Raw genomic sequence first — 24,516 nt, 5'->3', positions numbered from 1 at the left:
TGCGTGCAATAGGCTCGGAACTGTGCTACGATACCTTGAGTTTAATGGAACGGAACGAAAAAGAGAAGGTGACATCATGGATTCCATTCAAGGGAAACAGCACGGGGGAAGTACCGAGCAGTTCAATTTATTTTTTCTCACATGGCCGATATTTTTGGAAGTTTTTCTGTTTATGCTCATGGGGATCGCCGATACGTTTATGCTTAGCGCCATTTCGGATAATGCCGTTTCGGGAGTCGGGGCCGCGAATCAGTACTTAGGCATTGCCATCCTCATACTGGAGGTTATCGGGAACGGCGCCTCCATTGTAGTGGCGCAATATATTGGCTCCCGCAAGCTGATCGAAGCCGCCAAAATATCGGCTCATGCCGTAACGCTCAACCTGCTTGTAGGCTTGGTGATCAGCCTCGGGTTTATTCTGTTCAACGGCGCCATGCTTAAGACCTTGAATTTAAGCGGGGATATCCTGGTTCACGCGCAGAGCTATCTGCATATCGTGGGCGGCGGCATTTTCCTGCAGGCTATCATTAATTCATTGGCCGCGATCATTCGGGTTCACGGATTTACCAAGCAAGCGATGCTCGTATCACTCGGTATGAACCTGGTGCATATAGCCGGGAACTACACGCTGATTTTCGGTCATTTCGGGTTTCCGCAGCTGGGCGTTCAAGGCGCGGCTATTTCGTCCATAGGAAGCCGTGCGGTGGCGGTCCTCGTCTTTCTGTGGCTGCTCTACCGGGTGACGGAGGTACGGGTAGAATTGAAATATTATTTTACCCTATCGCTTCAATATATTCGGAATATATTGAAAATCGGGATTCCCTCCGCGATGGAGCAAGTAATGTATCACGGCTGCCAGACGATCTTTTTGTTTTATGCGACCTTCCTGGGGGCCGAAGCGTTAGCGGCTAGACAATACGCCTCCAATATCTCCATGTTTATTTACTTGTTCGCCATTGCTATCGGCATGGGTACATCGATTATCGTCGGCAGACTGGTAGGGGCGAACCGGCAGGATGAAGCCTACAAAAGGGTGCTGTCCAGCGCGCGTTGGGCAAGTGCGGCCACCCTGCTCATGGTAGCGCTAGTGATGGTGTTCCGGAAACCTCTGATGGGATTGTTCACGGTAGACCCGGAGATCATTCGTCTGGGTGCGAACGTACTGCTGCTGAGCATTGTATTGGAAACAGGGCGTACGATCAATATAGTGCTGATCAACTCGCTTCGCGCTGCGGGAGATGCCAAGTACCCTCTGTGGGTCGGGATCTTTACAATGGTGGGGATGAGCCTGTCGCTAGGCTATCTGTTCGTCTTCAAGCTGAATATGGGCTTGGCGGGCATTTGGCTGGCGATCGCCTCTGACGAATGGTCCCGCGCGATCATTATGTATTTTCGCTGGAAGAGCCGCGCTTGGGAGAAGCATGGGCTCGTACGGCATGAATATAAAGAGCAATCAGCCGGTGTCTAACCACCCGCTGCATGTAAAAAGGAGCCGCTTAGGCTCCTTTTTTGTTGAAAAATCCGATCATACGGAAAAGTGCAAAAGGTTATAGGTGGGGTATTCCCTTACTTACGAAGTAAGTTTTCTTTTGGAAAACTCTAAAGCGTTAGCCTTTGTTCTCGGGAAATTCCTGCACTAAAGTTTATAATCAAAGTTTCCCGAGAACAACAGCGACCAGAAGGGAATACCCCACCGGGGTACCAATGCAATTTTTCTGATTTTCAGGTTTTTCATCAAACTCAAGAGCCATTCAGGCTCCTTGTTACTCATAAACCATAACCCAATACTTCTCTTCTCCCGGAGCTCCTTCTTCCACAAGCTTCTTCCAGCCGTTGCGCTCGTAGAACTTCAATGCTTTCTCGTTTTTGGATACGCATTTTAGCTTCATGGGCCTTCCCAGGATTTCGGCAGCGGCCATCAGCAACTGACCTCCTGCGCCATGACCGGAACAATCGGGATGCACAAAAAGATTATGAATAAAATGATCCGGTAAGTACAACGATATAAATCCCATGATTCGATCATGACCTTCAGCTACCAGGATGAGCTCATCCTGCGTGCTTGTATCGAAGTCCTCCAAGCGCATAGCTTCGGTATGGTCCCACCAAAAGCTGCTTCGCCGCGCTTCCAGATACAGTGTTCTTAATTCAGGATAATCGGATTCATTCGCTGTACGAATATTCAATCGCTCACGCTCTCTTTCCTTTACTTTCATCTACAGTATACGATACTCCGTTTGATTTTTGCGAATGGGATTAGTCCTCGGCGCCCTTCGCTACGTTCGTCTGCAGTGAAGCTCCCTGCTTCTCGGCGCGATAAAGTAAGGAACAAATGATGGCGATAGCCGCAACAACCGTCATTCCCCAGAAAATATTGGTGTAAGCAAGGGGGAGAGGCAGGCTTTTTTGCATGGTGAGCGAGGTTCCTGTGACAGCAACGCTGAAGGCTCCGCTAAAAAATTGCAGCAGCTGGAACAGTCCCATTCCCGCGCCGATATGCTCTTTGGGCACGATACGCGATATTTCATTGGATACGCTGGTGGTCAGGGCCGAGAAGCTGACGCTGAGCAGCATGTAAGTCACTACGATGGCATAGACGGAATGAACGGCCAGCAGGGCGAACAATGCGGCCGCTGCGATGAGCAGCCAAGGAGCATAACGGAACAGCATGGAGTTGCCGAAGCGGTCGATCATTTTGCCAATCCAGGTAGAGGCCAGCATCGACAGCACCGCTCCCGGAAATAATACGAGACCGGATTGCCCTGGAGTCAAGGCATACAGATGAGCCAGAATTTGCGGCACTAAAAATAAAGTGACGAAGCTGCTCATATAGGCCATAATTCCGATGGCATTAAGATTCATAAAAGATTTGTTGCCGAACAGGGAGGGCTGAACGAATGGATTATTCGTACGGCGGATCCGCATCCAGAACAGTACCAGGGCGAGCACTCCCGCAGCCAGCATCCACCAGGAACGGTTGGTTAAGAACAGCAGAGAGCCTGTGGTACCGATAGCGATCAGCACGGCTCCCGCAATGTCGAAGGAGCCTCTTTGCGGCTGCTCATTGGGCAGCAGCTTGTAAAATACAGGGGTCAACAGCAGGGTGACTGCTGTAACGAGAAACAAATCGTTCCACCCCAAATATTGGGTAATGGAGCCGCCGATCACAGGGCCTAGACCCAGACCGAGCGAGCTCGCCGACATGACAATCGACATCGATTTGCCGCGTCTCGATAAAGGAATATAGCGGGTCAGCAGAACAATTCCTAACGCCGGTACGGAAGCAGCCCCGGAGGCTTGAATCAGGCGCGCCATAAGCAGCAGAACAAAATGATGGCTAAAGAAGCCTAACACAGAAGCGCCTCCAAGGGACAGCAGCCCTATCGTGAACAGCTTGCGGATGGGCACGAAATCGGATAACCGCGAATAAGTGATGGACGAAATGGCAAACACAATGGAGTATCCCGTGACAATCCAGGAAGCCGCAACAGGAGACAGGCTGAAATCGATGGTGATCTTGGGAAGAGCCAGATTGAACATCATCGTGTTCATGACAACGAGAATGACGGTAAAACCGAGAAGAGGGATGACCCAGCTTTCCTTGAAGCTGTTTCCCACTCCGGCATCGGAGCTTGCATGGGGAGTTGCAGATTGACTATTCATAAAGCCCTCCTTAGGGTAACGGAATGTTTGTTCAATATTTCGATTGTTATCGAACAATAGAAATATATCATGAGATGTGCTATAATTCAATAAGGTCAGTGTAAATTTTTTGAAAAATATAAGGGGGATTGTCTATGAAGATTTTATTTCATCCCGCCGTTGACGATATTCATTTGAGCTCCGTCTTATATGCATTAAGCGATCCGGTCCGTTTGAGTCTGGTCAGCATGGTCGCCCGGCAGGGCGCTCAGCCGTGCAGTTCATACGAGCTTCCTGTAGCCAAGTCTACGGCTTCTCACCATATTCGAACTCTGCGTGAAGCGGGGGTAGTTCGAGTGCAGGTTCAGGGTACTCAGCATATTGTAGATCTTCGGAGGGAAGATTTGGAGGTGCGGTTCCCCGGGCTGCTGGATGCGATCTTGAATGCGGCACATTAACAGATTGTCGTAGAGGAACACCCCTCTCCTGATAAAGGGGAGGGGTGTTTGGCGCGGCTGGAGCTTGGCTGGCCTTCCTGCTGCAGCCAGCTCTGCAGCTTGGCCCGATAGGAGGATAGGAGCAGCCTTGGGCGAAAAAATAGCAAGGTCCGGCTTTGCAGCTCCACAGCTTCTGTAAGGCGCGGGAAAAAGGTAATGGCTAAAGTCGTGAAGGGCTTTACTTTTTGAAAAGCCGGTGTATAATACTAGAAACATACACATTTTCCCGTAAGAGAGCAGGGGACGTCAAATCACTTAGGTGGTTTTGCGTCCCTTTTTGCCGTTCAAATTAAACAATAAGGGACGATACCTATGCTGTTTACCCCTGGAGATCGTTATGTCATTATTAACGCGGGTGATTTCGGAATATCCGATAGCGCCAATCAGGCTATTATGGAGATGTTTCACTCTGGGGCCATTACGTCCGCATCGATCATGATGACGGGAGAGAGGGCTCGGGCTGCCGCGGCATTTTGCAGAAGGCATCCGTCAGTTCGGGTCGGGATTATTAGACAAACCATCGAGCAGCAGCATTTGCGCTTGATTTCGTGGAAGGACATTCGGGATGGGCGGCGATTCGGGGAATAGTAAGGCGACTGTGGAAAACAAAAAAGACAGTCCGCTTTCAGCTTGCCTGCAGCGGCTGCCTGTCGATGCACTAATACCTTTGGCCATTTTTATAAAAAGCGGAGCATCGTTCTAACCTCATGAACGCACATAAAAACGCTTGCAGGATTGACGATGAACCATCCCAAGCCGGTAAGCAACACACATATACATGTTGTGCGGGTAAGACTAAGCAATGGGTCCATGATGCGCAAAGTTCTCCCCCTCCGTTCATCTTCAGCTGTTACAGCATATGCACGGCTTGAGAAGTTTGTCCGTGGAAAGGGGGACCTTTGGAATCAATTTTTTAAGCCGAATCAGCTGCCGGACCATAAGGCTTTTGCAAGCAAGGTGTAGGAATGAAGCCGCTTCTTGTAATCCTTGATCATAGTGACCACGATAAATTCATCAACGCCGTAGAGGTGTGACAGCTCCTCCAGCTGCATCTTGACTTTCTGCGGAGTACCGACCAGCCATTTTCGGACTGAGGATGACGAGGAGCCTTCTTCTCCATTGTTTTGCTGCCCAAAGGGAGCCATACCCGCAGCCGCTAGCTGCTCGGCATCTTCTTCGGTTTCGGCGCAGACGACCCCGATGGCCGCGATCGCTCGAGGAAGCGGGCTAAGACGCGACGGAACGAAAGCCTCGCGGTACGCGTCGAGCACCTCCTTGCCGTTCACATCGCTCATGAACTGCCCGAATACATATCCGGCTCCTATCTCAGCCGCATAAGCGGCGCTCTTACGGTTCGTTCCGAGCATCCACAGTTCGGGCGGCACTTGGGGAATAGGGCGCGCGGTAACCTTCTGCCCGTCCAGCTCGAAGCTGTCCTCAAGCAGCCTGACGAGCTCCTGCAATGTATCGGGCAGCTGCCGGACATGCTCGAGGAAGTTGCCGCTTAGCGCAATGCTGACATGAGCCGAACCGCCGGGTGCGCGGCCGATGCCTAGATCCACCCGCCCCGGGTAAAGGCTTGCGAGCAGGTGGAATGATTCCGCTACCTTGAGCGGCTTATAGTGAGGCAGCAGCAGGGCGCCCGAACCGATACGGATGCGCTCTGTCCGCGCCCCGACGTGGGCTAACAGCACCTCCGGCGAGGTGCAGGCCAGATGCGGCATATCGTGATGCTCCGCAACCCAATAGCGGGTATAGCCCAGCCGTTCGACTGTCTGAGCCAGCTCTACAGCTTGGGATAACGCATAGGCTGCGTCTGCTCCATCCAGAACAGGAACCAAATCCAATACACTGAGCTTCAAAGACTTCATACCTTCTCCTTTCCGTATCCTTTCCTTTATTCAATCGGAAATATTCATTCTTCACCGTAGCTTGATACCTGCTTCAACCAATTTAAGCCACTATGGATCGGTTTGCTCTCATTAACTTATCAGTCAACCCGGTAAATCCGAATGCTGCCCAGCCTCAACCCCTTCAGGCGGACCGAACAAGGTATCCATCAAGGATAGAAAACCCCCGGTAAGGAATGTAACGGAACCTTGCCCCTGCGTGAAGGATGCGGGCGGGTCAGAAATCGTCGGCAGCCGGGATGCTTTTTTTTCGACATAAAAAAAGCGAAAGGCCGTAAACAGGGTACCTTACAGGAGCGATAATAGCAGTGGCCGGAAGGGCCCCCCACCGGGTACCGAGGCAAACTTACAGATTTTCAATTTTCTCTTTAGATCAGCCTCTGTGTATCGGGTTATCCCATTGTATCATAACCATCCGTCATACTCATCAGAGATGCGCTTGGAGAGAAGAGGGGTTGACAAACAGGAAAATGTAACCTATTGTATTAAGTGTACTACACGTACTAATACACATAAATTTCGGTTGATTTGAAAAAGGGGTGAGAAACCTTGCCAATACATATCGATGAGCGCAGCACGACCCCCATTTGGGAACAGATCGTTCAGCAAGTTAAGGAGCTTATATTGAAAAAGGTGCTCCGTCCGAACGACAAGCTGATGTCCGTTCGCGAGCTTGCTTCCGCTCTGCTGATTAACCCGAATACGGTAAGCAAGGCGTATCAGGAGCTGGAACGGCAGAGTATTATTGAAACCCGAAGGGGAAAAGGAACTTTCGTCACGGAGGCTTTGTCCTCCGGTCAAGGAAATGAGCAGAAGATCAAGGAAATCCGGGAGTCGCTGAAGCTGCTTGTCATGGAGTCATCCTATATCGGCGTCAGCCGTGACACGCTCGTTCAATGGATTGACGGCTATTTGAAGGAATGGGGAGGCGAAGACGATGTTAACCGTCCGCAATCTAAGTAAACATATCGATGGCAAGCCCATTATTAGCGGGGTTCATTTTGAAATCAAGCAAGGGACGATTACAGGGCTGATCGGCCGTAACGGCGTAGGGAAGACGACTTTGCTAAGACTTTTGGCGGGTATTTTAGACCCGGATGAAGGGGAAGTGCTGCTGGATGGAGCTAACCTTACGGCCCATCCGGAGGTTAAACAATCCCTATACTATGTACCCGATTCCATGAGCATGTACAACAGCTACAATGTCAAGGAGTTGGTCCGTTTGCACCGCTATATGTACGATTCGTTCGACGAGCAGGCGTTGTATGGTTGGATGGATCGGTTTCAGCTGCCGGCGAACCGGTCGATACGCAGCTTTTCCAAAGGGATGAAAGCTCTGCTGTTCATGATCATAGCCTTGTCTACGCGAGCAAAGCTGATCTTGCTGGACGAGCCGACAAACGGCCTGGATGTTATCGTGAAGAAGCAGATTATGCAGCTGCTCATAGAGGAAGTATCCGAGCGGGAGACGGCTCTATTGATCTCCTCCCATCACTTGCAGGAGCTGGAGAAGGTAGCCGACGTCATTATGATGATGAAGGAGACGGAGATCGAATCCGTCATCCGAATCGGAGAGCTGAAGGAGACGTACAAAAAAGTCCAGGTCGCCTTTGCCGACACTATGCGTAATCCTCTCTCATCATTACCCGATGTGGAAGTATTGTCGCAGGTCGGACGGGTAGCTACGCTGCTGCTGAAGAACGATACGGCAGGAACAATGATGGCATTGAAGAACAGCGAGCCGCTGCTGCTTGATGAGCTGCCGGTAACTATAGAAGACTTATTCATTACGAAGCTGGGAGGGGATCGGCATGCTTCATAAGGGATTATGGTTTCAAAATTACAAGCAATCCAAATACATCCTTTTGGCGTTCTGGCTCACAGCCGTGTTGAGCGGCGTTCAATTTTACAATCATGCCGGTAATGTGGCATCGCACCTTCAATTTTACATGGAGATTGGGAAGAACCATCAGGATGAGTATCAATACAATTTCTATGCTAACGTGGAAATGATCTCCGCTATACAGCTGCTGCTGTGCGTCGGGCTAGCGGCAGTTTTGGTCGGCCTCGGCCGAACGAATCAGACGCTGGAGCTCGCCTATGCGATGCCTGTGAAAAGAGAGTATATATTCTTAACCAAATGGCTGCTTGGAGTGGTTCACATTATCGGAGCGACTACGGCTGGATTCTTGATCCAACTGGCCGTAATCCATACGACCGTTTTGAGCACATTTTTGCCGGATCGTTTGATGGGAATCTATTATTTGCACCAGCTTTTCACTCTTTGCGCGGTGTTCAGCCTGTCCCTATGGATCGGATTTGTCGGAGGGAACGTTATCTCTCAAATCGCTTTCTGTATCATCCTTCCGCTGGTTCCATACGGCTTATATGGTTGTATGAAGGGACTCGTTTCGATGCATTATTTTGCGATGGGCATTATGAGTACAAGGGAAGACTGGCTGTTCCTTCGGGAAATGAGCCTTCTGTTCGAGCACATTTCCTTTCCGATCAAGCTGCTGAATGTGAATTCGTTATTCGCGTTGGCGAACTTTACGGCCGGGAACGACGAATCCTATTTGCGGGAAGTACGCCAGCTGTACCTCGGGGTCCATTCCTTTATCGTCCCTGTACTGGTTACGGCGGCAAGTGTATGGGGAATGCAACGGATGGCGAGGACATCGAGAAACGAAAACAACGGAAAGCTGCTGTTAAACGAACGCTTGCGTCCCTATTTGGTAGCCGGTGGTATGGTATGCGTCTTCCTGTTCGGAGGGACGCTTCTGGAGGGAATGCTGGGTGATCACTATTATGGAAGGGAAGGCCAGCATGCACAGAAGTATGTGCAAAATTTAATCATTTTCTACACTTCCGGCGCCGTCTCGGCGGCCGTGGCAGCCTTTATTGTCCGCAAATGGCTCGGGGGTAAAGGACTGCCGGGCAGAAGACGGACCAGCGCAGGTTAAACAGATAACTGAGATATGAAAAGGGAGCATAAGGGACCTGCTGCGGCAGGTTCCTTATTGGTTATTATCGAAAAAACGCGGGTTCTTACCCGTCTGAAGCTTGCCGGTGCTGATCATCCACTCGAAGCCCTGCTCCACAATGCCTATCAAATATTCAGCGGCTTTGGGGTCATGTTCATGCAGCGCACGCAAGGATAGGGCGAGCTGCTCGATCCGGGCGCCTGCGTCATTTTCGATATACGGCTCGACCTCGTTGGTTTCGATCAGCTGAAATTCGTTTTGCAGCTTGTTGATGATTTCCAGCTGAAGCGTCCTTGTTTTGCCGGATTCAAGATTGCTTAAATAATCGGGAGATACACCGAGCTCCCTTGCAAAATCCATAATGTCCACGCCGCGCTGCTGCCGGATGGTTTTGATGTACAGGCCAATCTCATTCATCCCATCACCGCTCCTTCGTAAGGGTATATGTCCAGTATGGACCGGATAGCTGATGCATAACCGTTGGGATTCGTAGAGGTGCGGAGTAACAGCAGTATTCCGATTGCTGGTACTATGCTATTGACCTTCACGTTACGTTAAGCTTTATGATGATGGCGAACCGGTTCCACTACGATAAGGAGGATTCGATATGCCAAATCATTCTGTTATTTATGAGCAGCAAGCAGACCAGTACCACTTGATGATTTCCAAGCAAAAGCCGCTCCTTCCCACCATCGAAGAGCTGATCAGCCTGGAGGGCCTGGATATTCTGGATATGGGTGCAGGCTCCGGCAGATTTACGGTTGAATTGGCTGCCAAAGCCAAATCCATCGTTGCTGCCGATGCTTCGGAAGCTATGTTAAAGGTTGCAGCCGAACGTCTGAAGGAAGCGGGCTTCACTCATTGGAGAACGATCGCCGCAGATCACAGGCTGCTTCCGCTAGCGGACGACAGCGTCGATTTCATCATTGCAGGCTGGACGGTCTGCTACCTTACGAATGCCGATGTTCCCGATGCCATGGTCAATTTGAGGAAGATCCTAGCCGAGATGAGGCGGGTGCTGCGGCCTAACGGCACCATTCTTATCTTGGAAACGATGGGTACAGGGGAAGAACAGCCTAACCCGCCGGAGTTTTTGAAAGCATATTATGACGCGCTCGTTCAGGATTACGGATTTAACCACAAATGGATTCGGACGGATTATACCTTTGAGAATCTTCAGCAGGCGGAGCAGCTTGCGGGATTTTTCTTCGGGGATGCCATGGCGAAGCGGGTGGTTGAACGGAACTGGATTCAGCTGCCGGAATGTGCGGGAATGTGGTGGCTAAAAACTTAGCAATCCATAAGAAGCCTGGAAGAGATATGTATCCTATAATAAGCTTGTACCGATAAAGCTGAACTTTGAAAGGTGGAAGATATTGTGGGACAAGTGAGACCTTTTCTTTTATCTGAGGATGCAAGAGCGCAAGCGGAGTTTTACACCCATTCCCTTGGCGGGGAAATCGTATCGGTCATGACGCACGAACAAGCAACGGGGGCACAGCACGAGCATAAGGACAAGGTCATCCATTTATGTCTGGTTGTTGCCGGCGGAAGCTCTATTTTTATGGCCGATTCCTTGGAGCCTTTTACTAAGGGGGCGGGCATTTTACTCAATGTATCGTACAAAACAGAATCGGAAGCTGGTGAGGCATTTGCCAAGCTTGCAGCGGGCGGTCAAGTGAAGCAGCCTTTTGCGCTGCAGCCTTTCGGCCTGTATTACGGAGAGCTTACAGATCGATACGGCGTCGCGTGGATGGTTACATCCGAGCCTAACGAGTAACCATATTTATCTAACACCTTGCAATAACCCATATGGCCGCCGCCAAAAACGGCGGTCTTTTGGTTCTGTCGATCAGATGAACGGTTCATATTTGAAAAATGAAGGGTTCAAAGTCCAGCGCTTCAGCTGGATTTTTGAACCCCGTTTCTATGACATTATTAATTTCGGGACTATCGGAACGTCATAGCCATCCCGCTTTGCGGGGCATTTTATAGATGAGAGCCCCCGCTTGCGTCAATCAATTGACCGGTCACCCAGCGGCTGTCCGATGAGGCCAGGAAGGCGGCAATATTCGCGACATCCTCAGGCTCACCCCAACGGTTGAAGGTGGAGAGGCCGGCGGCAAACTTCTGTCCTTCGAGACTCTGCAAGGTATCGGCATTCATCTCTGTATTGATAAAACCAGGGAGGATGGCGTTCACTGTAATGAGGCGTTTTCCAAGCTGCTGAGCCAGGACGCTTGTCAAAGTATTGACCGCCCCCTTCGAGATGCTGTAGGCGAAGACATTAGGGAGAGCCATCTTAGTAACAAACGATGAAATATTAATGATTCGACCCTCATCCCTGAGACGCGGCAGGGCCTGCTGAATAACAAAAAGCGGTGCCTTTACATTAATGTTCATCACTTCATCGAAGGATTGCTCCGTCGTGTCTTCAATGGTTACCATTTGTCCGATTCCGGCATTATTGACAAGAATATCGAATCGATTCTCCCCTGTTCGCTTGTAAAGGGCTTCATCCATTGCGTCATATAAATCCGTTACGCCTTTAAGAGAATGAAAATCCGCGTGGACTGTAAATGCGGAGCCTCCATGATTTTGAATCTGGCGGACGACTTCCTCCGCTTGACTTTGTCTTTTTCCATAATGAACTGCGACTAATGCGCCTTCCTCTGCGAGACGTAACGCGATGCCGCGGCCGATTCCCCGGCTTGCACCGGTGACTAATGCGATTTTACCTTGTAGCTTACTCATGCTATCTCATCTCCTTGTTTGATTTCATGTTAGTTATATCACAAGGGGATGTTCGAAATGTTGCGCTCTCATTCAGGGTGCAGTTACATACAAGCAAATCAGAAATTATCGCGATAACACTTGAACCTTACGTAACGTAATGATTTATACTGAAATTACCCGCTGGAAGGCCATAATTCGAAAGGGAGGCATAAGTATGAGCATAGGTGAGAATGAAGCAGTGGCTTCACGCGAATATGATGTACCAAGGGAGCTGGTGTTTCGAGCTTGGACAACCCCGGATTTGTTAGCTCAATGGTGGGGGCCGGAAGGATTTACGAATACGTTTCACGAGTGTGATATTAGACCCGGGGGAACATGGAGGTTCACCATGCACGGCCCGAATGGAGCAGATTATCCCAATCATTGCGTCTTTGTTGAGATTGTGCCGTTCGAGCAGGTCGTGCTGGATCATGTATCCGGTCCTGAATTTCGGGTAACGGCTTCCTTTGAGGATCTGGGAGGCAGAACCAAGGTGACTTTTCGCCAGACTTTCAAGAAGGCGGAGGTGTTCGAACAGGTTAAGGCTTACTGTGTTGAGGGGAATGAACAGAACCTGGACCGGTTGGGCAGGGTGCTGACGGAAATAGCTTTTTAGTTTTACCAAGAAATGTCGTCGTTCATGCTCCTTGTAGGGGGTGACGGCGATATTTTTTTTTGATGCGGAGGGAAGCAGTGTGTGCAACAAGCCGCGGGATAGGGCGTTTATTAGGCGAATGGGTTTGCATAAATGAAACTTCGTGTTATCATTTCCGTAAATATCAGGTGACTTATACATAAAGAAGTGAGGATGAAAGCTTTGAAATTCATGAAGTCTATTTTGTTTGTATTCCTAAGCTGTTTGCTGCTTCTGGCCGGATGCGGAGTGAGCAAGGAAACACCGCAATCAGAGGATTATACGACGTTTGCAAGTGTCGCCAAGTACATTCAAGCCCATAACAAATTGCCGGATAATTTTATTACCAAGAACGAAGCGACCAAGCGGGGCTGGGATCCTCAGAAAGGGAACTTGAATAAAGTCGCGCCTGGTAAAAGCATAGGCGGCGATGTCTTCCAAAACCGTGAAAATAAATTGCCCTCGAAAAAGGGGAGAATATGGTACGAAGCCGATATCAATTACAAATCAGGCCACAGGGGAAAAGACCGCATCCTATTTTCCAACGACGGCTTAATCTATAAGACCGAGGATCATTACGAAACGTTTCAGCAAATCAAGTAAACACAGGGGGGATAGCCTTGCGCGAAATCATACTGGATGGCCGGAAATTTGATTCTAAAGACCAGCTGCATGCTGTCTTAAAAGAAGCCCTGTCGCTGCCGCACTATTACGGCAACAATTTGGACGCCTTATGGGATTGTCTGACCGGATGGGTTGAACTGCCGCTAACGCTTCGCTGGCAGCATTTTCAGGAGAGCGAGAAGAAGCTTGGGGAGTATACTGGGCTTTTGCTGCAGGTATTTCAAGATGCGGAGAAGGAGCTTGAAGGTTTTCATTTGCGGATCGAGTAAAAGCTTAATGAATAAGACGGAGGGGTATATCATAGACATGAGAGAGCCTCTATCGAGGCCTTTCTAAGACGTGCGACCGCGTCTAGAGGTAGGTTTTATCGCCAAATAAAATTTTCACATCCGATGACCTCGGAGTCTTATAAATTCTGTGGTAAAAAAAGGACAAGAGCAGAAGCTGCACTTGTCCTTTTATTAATTTAGAGCTTGTGTGGAAGCTGCAATAGACTGCACCGGTCAAAATTAGCTTACAATGATATCTGAGAATTTTGAACATACTGGATGTCATCCCTTTTGGTATAATAAGGAAGAAGACGTGAGAGATGAAAAGGTGAAAACCATGAGCTATGCCGATTCTGTGCAAAGGGCGATCGACTATATCGAGGATCGTCTGGACCAGGAGCTGGATCTTACCTGCATTGCCGAGGAAGCTTATCTGTCGGTCGCTCAGCTGTACCGGGTGTTTTATGCGCTTACCGGACATCCCGTCAAGGACTATATTCGCAAACGAAGAATAAGCGTTGCCGCCCATCAGTTGAGAAATACGAACCGGACGGTCGAGGAGCTCGCATGGGAGAGCGGATTCGAATCCTACCATTCATTTGCCAAGGTATTCAAAAAGATCGTAGGGTTGACTCCCGCCAGCTATCGAAAGGCCGAGCTGTTCTTCAGCTTCGAACCGATCAGGCTGCATGAACAAATCTCGTACACGGAGGATAGGGAGCAAACGGAGCGGTTCCCCGATGTCAAAGTGATTCGATTGCTGCCAGGTAAAATGTACAGCTATCTGCATATAGCCGATCATGAGGAGGGAATGGAAAACGAGGCGTTCCGGATCGTTGGACGGCAGCTGAGCGCCAATGAGGTAACGAGAGACGTCAAGTCGAAGCTTCGCATTTTCGGTCACAATGTAGAGCTTACCGGCAAAGGACCGCGAAAATACGGCTACAAGGTGTTGATAGCGGATACAGCCAAACAGATTATAGATGATGCGTTTACCGTGGAGCCCTTCGCCGGAGGCTTGTACGCCGTCAGAAGGATTCCTGCTGCATGCCCGAAGACCGTTCAGGATGCGTGGGACAGATTATTGTCCGAATGGCTGCCGAAGAGCACGTTTGACATCGGTACACATCAATATATCGAGGAGTTCATTGCCTACAACGATAAAGTGACGAGAATGAACCTGTTCCTCCCCGTGCAGCGGAAGCTTCACCTTGAACCGATAGAGATCGTTGAGCTGGGAGAAATCAAAGCATTCTTTTGCAGGGGAGATGGGGCAGAAGCTCAAAAGGATGCGGAAATGCAGTTGATAGATTGGCATACTAACGTGTCCCATGCGCGCTGGCGGAAGGGCCATGGTAAATATTATATGTCCTATCATTATGGAGCCAAGGATTCAGAGGATTATTGGTGGGAGAACGGGATTTTGTCTGTTGGACCCGAAGCTCCGGCGCTGGAGGGACTAAAGGAAAAACGGCTGGGCTCCGGTACATATGCCTGCTGCGTGTCCAAGACGTACGGCTTGTTGACCGGGGTCTTGGATAAGATGCATCGTTGGATTATCGCCAATGACAGCTACAGATTGGATGAAGAGCGGCAATGGTTCGCCGAATATCATCTCATCGAGGGAAGCGATCTGGAGCGGGATACCGTGGTCAAAGTGTACATTCCCATCTCGAAAGGAGGGGGCTCGCTATGAAGCATTCAGCCAGGAATCCCGGGCGGCTGCAGCCCATGAATAGGATTCTGGAGGGCAGGCGCCCGGACAGCTATAAGCCGGAACGGGTTCCGGCGGCGCTTAGCATTGTGTATCGATCAACCCAAAGAGAGGTGTCAACCGAAGCGATGGAGGATATGAAGCCTTATATCGTTAAGCACGATGAATTGAAATTAATCGGCATTCCTTGCATAAGCCTGCAGGATATGAGCGGCAAATACCGCCATGCCAAAGAAGCGCTGTTATCTTCTGCAAAGCATCTGCCATCCGTCAAAAATCCTTCTGTCCATTATGGCATTTGGCCAAAGGCTTCTACACAGCAGCAGTCGGATATGCATGCCTATATTCTCTGTGTTGAGGTGGATTCCTTCGAGGATGTTCCGGAGTGGTATTTCCGGACCACATTGCCTCCTCAAACCTGCGTAGTCGTACCCAACCGAGACGGTGATTTTGACGCGGCGAGCCAGGCTGTGGAACACTATCTTAGTGAAGCCCGCCTGGAAACAGGCGCAGATGACCGGAAGTACATTATTTGTGAACGATACAGCTATGAAAAAGAGGGGTTCTCCCGGTACTCGCTTCCTATTCATTCAGGCCTGGAGGATTGATCATGAATACAAATCCAATGCGCAAGGAGCCGCCGGAAGGTTATCAGCCGGTGCGGGTTCCGCAAGCGTTAACTACGATTATTGGAGGGAAAACGATGAATCAACAGTACTCATCGGAAGCAGGTTCCGTACGTAATAGTCCGGTTAAGAACAAGGTCGGAAGCGTCTTTATCCCGGTCCGCGATATGGAAAGAGCCCGCAGCTGGTATTGTCGGGTTCTTGGGCTGAATGAGGCGGATTGTACGAGTATGGCCGGTCATTTATGCACCTTACCCATGCAAGGAACGGGCATTATTCTGGATACGATGCCCATGTGGGGAGGGAATCAGCCTGGTGGGGCGCCATCTATCGAGACTCCCGCTTTTATGCTGTTGACGGATGATTTGCAGGGCTCTTACGATTATATGAAAAAGCTCGGCGTCGAGCTTGTAACGGCAATCGAGCATAATCATTGGTTCGTCGTTAAGGACCCGGACGGCAATAAGCTGATGATCTGCCGGGAATAGGGCAATACACCGGCAATCTAAAGAGCAGACCGCGGGTTGCGCAGTCTGCTCTAAGATTTAATGCTGTTTATTCAGATAGATATCCCTTTTTAAACACTGTGTACCATTCCTCCAGCTTTTCACCCTCATACACGCCGAGCTTCTCCAGAATATGTCTGGAGAACTCCAAGGCAGCGGTTCCGTTGGCTGTTATGATATTGCCGTCGCTGACGGATTGGACTGTCTGATAATAGCTTTCGCCGCGGTAGTTGGGCGCTCCTTCCTTCAAGAAACCCAAAGTATTGCCGGTATGCTTGATATTGTCCAGGAATCCGTGGGTGGCCAGGAACGTCGTCGCATCACAAATGGCTGCCACCGGAATGTCTTTGTCGATGCAGTTCCGTACCAGCCGGGCGGCCTGTTGATTTTTGGCCTCTCTCCATCCAGTACCTCCCGGAATAATCAGCATCGCCAATTTGTCCTGAGATGGTTCATCGTTCAGCTCATAATCGGGCAGCACCCGAAGTCCCCCCATGGAAACCTTGGGGTCTTTGTCAATAGCGATCGTTCTTACCTGAAACCTATTTTCCGGATTATTCAATTCCGTTGAAACGTAGCTCGCCTCCCAATCGGCGAAGCCATCAGTAATAAATATCCACACTTCCTTCAATGCAGATCCCTCCTTGGATAGTTTTTACATCCTTATAATCTATTATAAAGCAGATATGCTGACAGAAACGGTCAGTGAAGTTGGTATAGTCTAGTGGAGAAAATTCAGTAGGGCTGATTGATTCATCTTGTTTTTATTGAAATCACCCTTGGGATAGTCAGCCTGAATCATGCAGAACCCCGCCTATTTTGTTATGATGGAAGAAAAACGAATAGCCCGTAAAGGTGGGACTATGATGCTGTCGCCGAATAATAAATTATGGTATGGAAGACCTGCAGATCCGTTTCACATCGAATTTTCGAATCGGACGGGATATGTCACCATGAATCGTTATCATATCCATCATCACTATGAAATTCTGTACTTGTTTTCGGGGGCCAGGGGATTCTTCATCAAGGATCGCTCCTACACGGTCCGGCAAGGTGATCTGGTGATCATTGGCTCCAACGAAATTCACAAATCATTTGACATCGGCGTTCCCGATTACGAAAGGGCCGTTGCCTACTATGATTCGCGATACTTCGAGAGCTTTAAGCGACAGGATGCCGCCCCGCTGCTGTCACTGTTTCGAGGCTACCCGGTCCTTCGGTTATCGATTCAGGAACGAATGCTGATGGAGGGCCTATTTAGCGAGTTCGCTCAGGAAATGACAAACAAGCCTCCCGCCTTCGAGTTGCGGCTTCAACAGCTATCTGCCGAGCTGCTGCTGCATGTGTTCCGGTTTATTGAAAAAAGAAACGCAACCCCCATCGAGCAAGACTCCACAATAAAGAAGAAGATCCTTGAGATTGTCCAATATATGAACAAGCATTACGATCAGCCGATCAGTTTAACGTCCGTGTCCGGGCAATTTTACATAAGTCCTAGCTATTTAAGTAAAATGTTCAAAAATGTAACCGGTTTCATGTTTACAGATTACGTCAATACCGTCAGAGTGAAGGAAGCGCAGCGGCTGCTGCGCGAAACGGATATGAAGATCATCGACATCTCTACCGCTGCCGGCTTTGGTAACGTATCCCATTTTGGCAAGGTGTTCAAGCAGATTGCCTCCGTATCCCCCCGTGATTATCGGCAAGGCTATCGCTAGAATAGTGATTCGTTCGGAGCCGGTGGTACATTGGAAAACCATGCGATTATAACCAACAAGCCTGAGGCCCCCTTGGGAAACCTCAGTCTGTTGAAAAAACCTGTTTTACGTGAAATATTCTCCATATGGAGGTGGAGGATGCTTTGGAGGAGTTTACGTCCGCCTTTGAAACCCGTGAAAATACCGCTTAATATAATCCGATTCGCGGGTTTCAACAGCGGCTGGACTGACAGTACTATGAAATGATCTTCAGTCCAACCGCTGCGGTAAGCACCATAGCTATGAACAGCATACGCTTCCACTCCCTGGATTCCCCATAAACGAACATCCCCAAAAGGGCGCTGCCTGCGGTTCCGATCCCTGTCCACACGGCATAGGCTGTCCCCATCGAGATAGTCTTCATGGAAAAGGACAGGAACAGGAAGCTTAACAGAAAGCCGCCGATAAGAATAAAGTAAGAGGCAATAGATTTGCTTTTGTGGATGCGGTTAATTCCCGACACCCCGATGATTTCGCAGCAGCCTGCCAAAATAAGTGCGATCCAATCCATCTTTATTGCACCTCCTCAGACTTTTTCCCCGCTGTTACCATCTTCAGTCCGACAACCCCGGCGATTAGCAGCAGGATAAGAAGCAGCTTGGTTATGCTGAACGGTTCCCCGAACACCAGCATCTCGGTAATGACGGTGCCCGTCGTCCCTATTCCGGTAAAGACCGCGTATGTCGTACCGACAGGCAGTTTCGACGAGGCTCGGATGAGCAAGTCCATGCTGATCAGGATGGCGATGATTGTACCGGTCCAGTCCCACAGATGGTGAGAGTGCTTCAAGCCGATAACCCATGCAATTTCGAATAATCCGGCAATAAAGACCATAGCCCAATTTCGATTCATGATAAACATCCTCCTTTTGAATGGTTTAGAGTGCGGCAGGAACAACAGGTTGATCCCCAGTCCCTGAATCAAACGACAAAAAGCCCGGGATGATATCGTCCATGATATCCTCCCGGGCTTTTATCCCTCCGTGTCCACAGGAAAGTCCTGTGTGTTTTCTCTCGGACCAGACCGAGCTTCTATGAAGAAGCCGCGGAACCCTAGAAAACCTCGGTTATTCGTTTGTCTGAGTCATTACGGCTTATCATAACGTATTCCCTGCTTTTTTTCAAGATACAAAACGTTCCGGAGACTGGATTATAGTGGAGGCGGGGCCGCCGCTGTCGGACAAAACCAGAAGTCTCTGCTATAATGGTAGCAGAATCTAGAATGAGGTGACTAGAATGATCAAGCTGGTAGCATTCGATGTGGACGGTACTTTGCGGGACCGCGATTATTTGCCAGAGTCTACCCGGGCGGCTTTATTGAAGCTGAAGGAACAAGGGATCGCGCTCGCATTATGTACAGGCCGCAGCGAATTCGAGATGGAATCGCTTCGCGAAGAACTGGGCATTGAATGGGCTGTCACATGTAATGGCAGTCATATCGGATATAAAGGAAAGACGGTATTCGGCAATCCTTTTCCTAAGGAAACCGTGCGGACGTGGCTTCAAGAGGCCGAGCGCAAAAGCCATACGCTGCTGCTGTACGGCTCGGAGCTGATGTTCATGAACCGCGAGAATGACGCGTATTTTCGCCAGGCGCAGCAGGAGATCGGCTTCATGGAACCGGTGCAGCTCCAATCGGTTGAGGAAGTCCCCGATATTTATCAATGCATCGTGTTCTGTAATGAGCAGGAGGAAGCCGCTTATATCGGTGAAGACCGGAGTCAGCTGTATATCCACCGGTGGAGACCGTGGGCTGTTGATATTAACCCGAACGGCATGAACAAAGCGGTAGGTCTTCGCAAGCTGATCGACCATCTAGGATTGACGACGGAGGAAGTCGCTGCATTCGGCGACGGCCACAATGACTTTGAGATGATCGAAGCGGTCGGCAGCGGTATCGCCATGGGGAATGCGACGGAAGAATTGAAGGTAAAGGCGCGCTATGTAACCAAGTCGTTGAACGAGGGCGGCATTGCTTATGCCGTGGACAAGTGGATTTTATCCGGTGTAAACTAATTTTTTTATAAAACAGGCTGCTGTGAAGCAGCCTGTTTTTGCTGTCCTTCTATTGCTCCTGCAAGCTGCTTAAAGCAACGGTCTGCTCATTCTCAGGCTGATCGAGCGGATAGATCCTCGCCGTTTCGTTCTGTTCATCCACATGCTGAATGTAGATGGGAACACCATCGCAGGTCACATGGACCATATCAGGCGAGCTCGCAATTTCTTGTGCACGTTGTTTGTTCACTGGATTATCCTCCACGTATCAGTGTGTAATTCCTGGTATTTATATGGACCAGAAGTTAGTATGCGTCGGTGAAGGGTGCGTTATACCGTCTTCGGAAAGAATAACCATAATGGTTTTTTCCGGTAACACCGTCCCGGGTCCATGATACAATGTGCAGGTGTCACAGGCTTAAGGGCATACAGATCATTAAGAGCGCATCAGGATACAGGAAGAACAAGGGTTGAAAAACAATGTTTGGATGAAGCAACCTTTTGTATTCCGATGACGTATAAGAGTATGCGTTAAGTGCAGCTTGTGCTTATTGGCTCCTGGCAGATGGTTTTTTAGTAAAGACTAGGGAAGGATGAGAAGATAGATGTCATCGGCTCCACAAGGTATGGGCGGGTTATTCCGCAACCGTTTCGTACAAGCGATTTTATTGTCCGGGTTGTTTTTGCAGATTGGAATATGGGTACGGAATTTTTCCGTTCTTTTGTTTGTTATGGATCAAACAGGTGGCGATTCATTTGCGGTCTCCATGATTTCGGTAGCGGAGTTTGCTCCGATCTTTATTTTTTCTTTCATCGGAGGGACGTTCGCTGACCGCTGGAAACCGAAGCGTACAATGGTTTGGTGTGACATTTTGAGCGCCATATCCGTATTTGCCGTGCTTTTGACGCTGGTATTCGCGACATGGAAGGCGGTATTTTTCGCAACGCTGGTCTCGGCTATTTTGTCCCAGTTCTCGCAGCCTTCAGGGATGCGCTTGTTCAAGATTCACGTTCCCGCCGAATTGATACAAGCAGGGATGTCCATTTATCAGACGATGTTCGCGTTATTCATGGTGCTGGGGCCGATACTCGGAACGTTTGTCTACCAGCATTACGGTATTCAAGTCGCCATCGCCATTATGGGCGTAGCATTCCTGCTGTCGGCAGCTGTGCTGATGTTCCTGCCTCCGGATCGTGGGATTAATGAAGAGGATAAACCGGCAACAAAGCTTGGCGAGGAGATGGCAGCGGGCTTTCGGTATGTATTATCCAAAAAAGTACTGTCTACGCTAGGGGGCTGTTTCTTGTCAGCCGGCCTTGCGCTTGGATTGATACAGCCGTTGGGTGTGTTCCTCGTTACGGAGCGTTTGGGGCTGCCTAAAGAAAATATTCAATGGTTGATGACTGCCAATGGGGTGGCGATGATCATAGGCGGCGGATTAGCTATGGGGTTGTCCAAAAAGTTTGCTCCGCAAACGATGTTGATTATCGGTATGGTCGTCAGTGCCATCGGGATGGTCATAACAGGACTTTCAACGTCGTTATGGGTAACCTTAATGGCGCAGTTCATTTCCGGGCTCGTTCTTCCGGCGATTCAGATCGGGATTAATACGATGATTCTAAGCAATACGGATGAATCCTATGTAGGACGGGTGAATGGAATTCTGAATCCTCTGTTTATGGGAGGAATGGTAGTGACAATGAGTCTTGCAGGCTGGCTCAAAGAGATGTTCCATATCGTAGCGATGTATGAAGCGGCTGCGGTGCTGTTTGTGATCGGTGTCATCGTCATGCTTCCTCTGTATCGGAAAGAAGTGCGTCAGACCGGCTCTGCCGGCGAAGCCTCTTAAGTAAACTGTTTGGATTCAGGCTTTCAAGGACCGCCCCAAGGGGCGGTCCTTTTCCATCATGGCCCCGCATTGCAGGTATCAGATGGAAGGTAGGGCCTCGCGGCCTGCCTGGCGATTAAAGATTGTCTTTACGGAAATAAGGCTGTACGCTTCCTACAAATTCATCTTTTTCACAGCAAGTGTACGAATGCTGATAAACCGGGTAACAGTGATGGCGGTTAATAACCTCTATCGGGTGAATCACCTGTACCAGCTGCGGATGATAAAAATTTCTTATGACTCTGCGAGGATCCGTTACAATCGGATCGGCAGGCGGACAACAAAAATTACGATGTGAACGACTCATTTTCTTATCAGCTCCTCTCTTGATCTGAGATATTATACGACATTGGCGGAGATGCGGCTTGTGCCTTTGCCTAATTGCTGATAAACAAAAAAATGCAGGTACCGGGTACCTGCAAAAAAGATCAATACTGATAATAATTCTCATTATTATTGGCTATACTAAGAAAGGAAACGGGAAAGAACACAAAAAAAGAAAGGCACCCTGGAAGGATGCCTATAGTCAAAATTAAAGCTTGGATTCAAACGTCTTGCAATCCGTTTCATGAGAATCGCGGGCTTTGCTTGCTTGGTTGCTGACAACATAAATGGATGAAGCATTGCATTCATTGCCTGCGGCCCAGTACTTACAGGCGCTCACTTCGCATTTCACGTCTCTTGCCATAGCATTTCACCCCCCTTCCTCACTAGGATGGTCAAGGGGGCTGCTTTTTTATACCCAGGTCCGGTTTATGCAGCCGGACTATTTTTGTTCTTGAGCTGGTAAAAACGGATAATTGTCGCTGCCCTCAGGAACAATACCTATCGAAACATAAGGATATGGAGGCGCTGCAGATGATCATTGTTCACGCTGCTATGAAGGTAAACCCCGCAAAGGAAGAGGAGTTTCTGCGAGAGGTCCAATCGCTTATCACTGCATCACGACAGGAAAGCGGGAATCTATCGTATCATCTGTATAAAGATACCGAAGAAGAACATTCCTTTATCATGGTTGAAATATGGAAGGACCAGGAAGCCGTGATGCATCATAATGTCAGCGAGCATTTTACGTCATTTGTCGGTACTGCCAAGCAATATTTAACGTCACCTCTGGACATCAAGGCTTTTAACGGAGAGCCCATAAAGGGATAATGATATCTAGGTAGATTGAAGTAAAAAAAAGAGAAAAGCATCCGCCTGGATTCCGGGGCCGATGCTTATATTTATTTACTGGCTACGATTGCAACACCTTCTTGATTATTGAATCACTCCCTCGCTCTTTGCTTCCGTTAAACGGCCGTATACGAGACATACCAGAAGCTCCCGCCGACAAAGATTCGGAGATCGGCCGCATAAGGCTTGAATATATCGCTCAGCTCGTTGTAGTCATAATAGTTTTTGAGCACTTCATGCTTGGAGCCATCCGCCAGCTCTCTCAGCTTATACGTGTCCTCGCTATGCTCCTTAACGATCAGCTCGCCGCCTCTTCCGGGAACATACACGTTGTCCGCCATGAAGACTTTGGCCCCCGGAGCGAGCTTCCGATGGAACCCTGTTAAAAACTGATCGATTTTGTTCTTCGGCACATGCGAAAACCAGAAGTTCGCCAGCCCGAAATCAAATTGCCCCTCAATAGGCTCCAGATGATAGGCGTTGCCTTCCAGGAATGTGACTTTGCCGGGAGGCAGGTGCTTGGCTCTGGCAATCTGAATGGCCTCTGGACGAATGTCGACGCCTACCAATCTTTCGGCCGATTCAGCTATCACTTGAGACCAATAGCCGGTTCCGCAGGCGATCTCCAGAACGCTTCGATCCTTGGTTAGAGACGCAAGGGTTGAACGAAGCAGGGCAAGCTCCTGCTGATAATTCGGATCGTCCCTTCGGTAGATACGTTCATACTCATCGGCCCTTGCGCCGTAATAGTCCCGCATCTTGGTGTCGTCCGCTTTTGCAGCTGCGAGCTTATCGGCCCATGTCTCACTGCGCTTGGACGACACGAGATCGCCAAAGATGCTGCCTCCGTAGGATTGATAGTTGGACAGCAGGCCGTGTGTTGCCATAACGATAAGCTGTGTCATGGATAGTCCCGTATCGTTGGCCATAGCTTCCAACTCCGATTTCACCTTGTCAGGCAAGTATACGGAAAGCCGTTTGGTTTTATCCTCTGCCATTGTTCAACCTCCCTTAATCTTCAAAATAAAATAACATAAAATGTATGTTATTACAACATAAATTTTATGTTATTTATTCTTATTCATCAATTCGGAAGACGCCGGCAGGATCTCCATTTCAATCAGCTGCTTCATCATTTTCGAGCTGCTGTGGCTGCTTCGAATCATTAGGATTCCTCCCCAGGTTAGTCTGCTTATCCATCTTCTCCAGTATTTTTCGCAAAGTCGTATTGATGTTCAATAACGCCATGAAAACGAAGCCCAGCATAATAAAGGTAATGATTTCACCTGTATAAACAGATACACACGCCAGGAAAATAGCATAAAGCACATACATGACATTGTTGTACCCCTTTCGGAGGAAATTCAAGATAAGCACATCCTTTCAATGATAATTTGGTTTATTTTACCATAAACATTGGACTGACTTCACTAAAGGTTTGTTTACGTTCGTTTAACATTTTTCGTGAATTTTGATATGCGGAAAACATTTCTTCTCATTCCAGCAAATCTTTCCTTCC

At 49.1% G+C, this 24,516-nt stretch carries 30 protein-coding genes and 1 riboswitch; of the genes, 18 read left to right on the top strand and 12 right to left on the bottom strand.

What is annotated here, in order from left to right:
* The first annotated feature begins 76 nt into the window (after positions 1-76).
* Positions 77-1,468, top strand: coding sequence for an MATE family efflux transporter (locus tag GGC63_RS30040; protein WP_192705417.1), 1,392 nt, complete (start codon positions 77-79; stop codon positions 1,466-1,468).
* A 295-nt stretch (positions 1,469-1,763) separates the two neighbouring features.
* Here the strand turns inward: GGC63_RS30040 and GGC63_RS30035 are convergent, their stop codons facing one another.
* Positions 1,764-2,216, bottom strand: a complete 453-nt coding sequence (locus GGC63_RS30035) for a GNAT family N-acetyltransferase (protein ID WP_412973904.1) — start codon at positions 2,214-2,216, stop codon at positions 1,764-1,766.
* A 40-nt stretch (positions 2,217-2,256) separates the two neighbouring features.
* Positions 2,257-3,663 carry an MFS transporter gene (locus tag GGC63_RS30030; RefSeq protein WP_192705415.1) on the bottom strand — a complete coding sequence of 469 codons (1,407 nt, stop codon included), beginning with the start codon at positions 3,661-3,663 and terminating at the stop codon, positions 2,257-2,259.
* A gap of 134 nt (positions 3,664-3,797) precedes the next feature.
* Here GGC63_RS30030 and GGC63_RS30025 point away from each other — a divergent pair, with 134 nt between their 5' ends.
* Positions 3,798-4,100 carry an ArsR/SmtB family transcription factor gene (locus GGC63_RS30025; RefSeq protein ID WP_192705414.1) on the top strand — a complete coding sequence of 101 codons (303 nt, stop codon included), beginning with the start codon at positions 3,798-3,800 and terminating at the stop codon, positions 4,098-4,100.
* Positions 4,101-4,451: 351 nt separating this feature from the next.
* Positions 4,452-4,727 (top strand): ChbG/HpnK family deacetylase, encoded by a 276-nt coding sequence (locus tag GGC63_RS30020; protein ID WP_192705413.1) that lies wholly within the window; start codon positions 4,452-4,454, stop codon positions 4,725-4,727.
* 335 nt (positions 4,728-5,062) lie between these two features.
* On the opposite strand, the gene GGC63_RS30015 is transcribed toward GGC63_RS30020, so the two are convergent.
* Positions 5,063-6,010 carry an LLM class flavin-dependent oxidoreductase gene (locus GGC63_RS30015; protein WP_192705412.1) on the bottom strand — a complete coding sequence of 316 codons (948 nt, stop codon included), beginning with the start codon at positions 6,008-6,010 and terminating at the stop codon, positions 5,063-5,065.
* A 588-nt stretch (positions 6,011-6,598) separates the two neighbouring features.
* On the opposite strand from GGC63_RS30015, the gene GGC63_RS30010 reads away from it, so the two are divergent.
* Genes GGC63_RS30010 through GGC63_RS30000 form a run of 3 tightly spaced genes read left to right on the top strand, consistent with a single transcriptional unit; the run spans position 6,599 to position 9,012 of the window.
* Positions 6,599-7,012, top strand: coding sequence for a GntR family transcriptional regulator (locus GGC63_RS30010; protein ID WP_192705411.1), 414 nt, complete (start codon positions 6,599-6,601; stop codon positions 7,010-7,012).
* A complete protein-coding gene (locus tag GGC63_RS30005; protein WP_192705410.1) occupies positions 6,987-7,871 on the top strand; it encodes an ABC transporter ATP-binding protein in 885 nt (294 codons plus the stop codon). The genes GGC63_RS30010 and GGC63_RS30005 overlap by 26 nt, the downstream gene beginning before the upstream one ends.
* Complete coding sequence (locus GGC63_RS30000; protein ID WP_192705409.1) at positions 7,861-9,012, top strand: hypothetical protein; 1,152 nt, start codon at positions 7,861-7,863, stop codon at positions 9,010-9,012. The genes GGC63_RS30005 and GGC63_RS30000 overlap by 11 nt, the downstream gene beginning before the upstream one ends.
* 54 nt (positions 9,013-9,066) lie before the next feature.
* On the opposite strand, the gene GGC63_RS29995 is transcribed toward GGC63_RS30000, so the two are convergent.
* Positions 9,067-9,450, bottom strand: coding sequence for a helix-turn-helix domain-containing protein (locus tag GGC63_RS29995; RefSeq protein WP_192705408.1), 384 nt, complete (start codon positions 9,448-9,450; stop codon positions 9,067-9,069).
* A 190-nt stretch (positions 9,451-9,640) separates the two neighbouring features.
* Between GGC63_RS29995 and GGC63_RS29990 the strand changes: the two genes are divergently transcribed.
* Together GGC63_RS29990 and GGC63_RS29985 are read left to right on the top strand one after the other, a co-directional pair.
* Positions 9,641-10,327 (top strand): class I SAM-dependent methyltransferase, encoded by a 687-nt coding sequence (locus GGC63_RS29990; RefSeq protein ID WP_192705407.1) that lies wholly within the window; start codon positions 9,641-9,643, stop codon positions 10,325-10,327.
* Between the two features lie 84 nt (positions 10,328-10,411).
* Positions 10,412-10,813, top strand: a complete 402-nt coding sequence (locus GGC63_RS29985) for a VOC family protein (RefSeq protein ID WP_192705406.1) — start codon at positions 10,412-10,414, stop codon at positions 10,811-10,813.
* A gap of 209 nt (positions 10,814-11,022) precedes the next feature.
* Here GGC63_RS29985 and GGC63_RS29980 read toward each other — a convergent pair whose 3' ends face one another.
* Complete coding sequence (locus tag GGC63_RS29980; protein ID WP_192705405.1) at positions 11,023-11,787, bottom strand: SDR family oxidoreductase; 765 nt, start codon at positions 11,785-11,787, stop codon at positions 11,023-11,025.
* A gap of 196 nt (positions 11,788-11,983) precedes the next feature.
* Between GGC63_RS29980 and GGC63_RS29975 the strand changes: the two genes are divergently transcribed.
* The 6 genes from GGC63_RS29975 to GGC63_RS29950 all read left to right on the top strand — a co-directional run bounded on the left by GGC63_RS29975 (position 11,984) and on the right by GGC63_RS29950 (position 16,163).
* Positions 11,984-12,424, top strand: coding sequence for an SRPBCC family protein (locus GGC63_RS29975; protein ID WP_192705404.1), 441 nt, complete (start codon positions 11,984-11,986; stop codon positions 12,422-12,424).
* A gap of 192 nt (positions 12,425-12,616) precedes the next feature.
* Positions 12,617-13,045, top strand: a complete 429-nt coding sequence (locus GGC63_RS29970) for a ribonuclease domain-containing protein (protein ID WP_192705403.1) — start codon at positions 12,617-12,619, stop codon at positions 13,043-13,045.
* Between the two features lie 17 nt (positions 13,046-13,062).
* On the top strand, positions 13,063-13,335 hold the full coding sequence (locus GGC63_RS29965; RefSeq protein WP_192705402.1) for a barstar family protein: 273 nt from the start codon (positions 13,063-13,065) through the stop codon (positions 13,333-13,335).
* Between the two features lie 313 nt (positions 13,336-13,648).
* Complete coding sequence (locus GGC63_RS29960; protein ID WP_192705401.1) at positions 13,649-15,031, top strand: helix-turn-helix domain-containing protein; 1,383 nt, start codon at positions 13,649-13,651, stop codon at positions 15,029-15,031.
* Positions 15,028-15,657, top strand: a complete 630-nt coding sequence (locus GGC63_RS29955) for an effector binding domain-containing protein (RefSeq protein ID WP_225948596.1) — start codon at positions 15,028-15,030, stop codon at positions 15,655-15,657. The genes GGC63_RS29960 and GGC63_RS29955 overlap by 4 nt, the downstream gene beginning before the upstream one ends.
* A gap of 2 nt (positions 15,658-15,659) precedes the next feature.
* Entirely contained in the window at positions 15,660-16,163 is a 504-nt protein-coding gene (locus GGC63_RS29950) for a VOC family protein (RefSeq protein ID WP_192705400.1), read from the top strand.
* A 67-nt stretch (positions 16,164-16,230) separates the two neighbouring features.
* On the opposite strand, the gene GGC63_RS29945 is transcribed toward GGC63_RS29950, so the two are convergent.
* On the bottom strand, positions 16,231-16,812 hold the full coding sequence (locus tag GGC63_RS29945; RefSeq protein ID WP_192705399.1) for a type 1 glutamine amidotransferase family protein: 582 nt from the start codon (positions 16,810-16,812) through the stop codon (positions 16,231-16,233).
* A 322-nt stretch (positions 16,813-17,134) separates the two neighbouring features.
* On the opposite strand from GGC63_RS29945, the gene GGC63_RS29940 reads away from it, so the two are divergent.
* Complete coding sequence (locus GGC63_RS29940; RefSeq protein ID WP_179136275.1) at positions 17,135-17,899, top strand: helix-turn-helix transcriptional regulator; 765 nt, start codon at positions 17,135-17,137, stop codon at positions 17,897-17,899.
* Between the two features lie 235 nt (positions 17,900-18,134).
* On the opposite strand, the gene GGC63_RS29935 is transcribed toward GGC63_RS29940, so the two are convergent.
* Both GGC63_RS29935 and GGC63_RS29930 read right to left on the bottom strand, forming a co-directional pair.
* Positions 18,135-18,449, bottom strand: coding sequence for a DMT family transporter (locus GGC63_RS29935; protein ID WP_192705398.1), 315 nt, complete (start codon positions 18,447-18,449; stop codon positions 18,135-18,137).
* A gap of 2 nt (positions 18,450-18,451) precedes the next feature.
* Entirely contained in the window at positions 18,452-18,790 is a 339-nt protein-coding gene (locus GGC63_RS29930) for a DMT family transporter (protein WP_079914345.1), read from the bottom strand.
* Between the two features lie 107 nt (positions 18,791-18,897).
* Positions 18,898-19,005: riboswitch (guanidine-I (ykkC/yxkD leader) on the bottom strand.
* Between the two features lie 168 nt (positions 19,006-19,173).
* Here GGC63_RS29930 and GGC63_RS29925 point away from each other — a divergent pair.
* The gene (locus GGC63_RS29925; protein WP_192705397.1) at positions 19,174-19,953 is read left to right on the top strand and encodes a Cof-type HAD-IIB family hydrolase; all 780 of its coding nucleotides are present in this window, start codon (positions 19,174-19,176) and stop codon (positions 19,951-19,953) included.
* Positions 19,954-20,002: 49 nt separating this feature from the next.
* On the opposite strand, the gene GGC63_RS29920 is transcribed toward GGC63_RS29925, so the two are convergent.
* Positions 20,003-20,182 (bottom strand): small acid-soluble spore protein H, encoded by a 180-nt coding sequence (locus GGC63_RS29920; RefSeq protein ID WP_079914347.1) that lies wholly within the window; start codon positions 20,180-20,182, stop codon positions 20,003-20,005.
* Positions 20,183-20,537: 355 nt separating this feature from the next.
* Between GGC63_RS29920 and GGC63_RS29915 the strand changes: the two genes are divergently transcribed.
* Complete coding sequence (locus tag GGC63_RS29915) at positions 20,538-21,782, top strand: MFS transporter (protein WP_192705396.1); 1,245 nt, start codon at positions 20,538-20,540, stop codon at positions 21,780-21,782.
* Positions 21,783-21,897: 115 nt separating this feature from the next.
* Here the strand turns inward: GGC63_RS29915 and GGC63_RS29910 are convergent, their stop codons facing one another.
* Together GGC63_RS29910 and GGC63_RS29905 are read right to left on the bottom strand one after the other, a co-directional pair.
* Positions 21,898-22,128 (bottom strand): hypothetical protein, encoded by a 231-nt coding sequence (locus GGC63_RS29910; protein WP_144028068.1) that lies wholly within the window; start codon positions 22,126-22,128, stop codon positions 21,898-21,900.
* A 225-nt stretch (positions 22,129-22,353) separates the two neighbouring features.
* A complete protein-coding gene (locus GGC63_RS29905) occupies positions 22,354-22,509 on the bottom strand; it encodes a DUF1540 domain-containing protein (protein ID WP_079914351.1) in 156 nt (51 codons plus the stop codon).
* Between the two features lie 170 nt (positions 22,510-22,679).
* Between GGC63_RS29905 and GGC63_RS29900 the strand changes: the two genes are divergently transcribed.
* Complete coding sequence (locus tag GGC63_RS29900) at positions 22,680-22,976, top strand: putative quinol monooxygenase (protein WP_192705395.1); 297 nt, start codon at positions 22,680-22,682, stop codon at positions 22,974-22,976.
* Between the two features lie 137 nt (positions 22,977-23,113).
* Here the strand turns inward: GGC63_RS29900 and GGC63_RS29895 are convergent, their stop codons facing one another.
* On the bottom strand, positions 23,114-23,995 hold the full coding sequence (locus GGC63_RS29895) for a class I SAM-dependent methyltransferase (protein ID WP_192705394.1): 882 nt from the start codon (positions 23,993-23,995) through the stop codon (positions 23,114-23,116).
* Positions 23,996-24,516: the final 521 nt, after the last annotated feature.

The organism is Paenibacillus sp. OAS669 (assembly GCF_014873645.1).
GTDB classification, from domain to species: Bacteria; Bacillota; Bacilli; order Paenibacillales; family NBRC-103111; genus Paenibacillus_S; species Paenibacillus_S vulneris.
The sequence above is the reverse complement of the archived record's forward strand: the minus strand, read 5'-3'. Positions and strand labels throughout refer to the sequence as shown.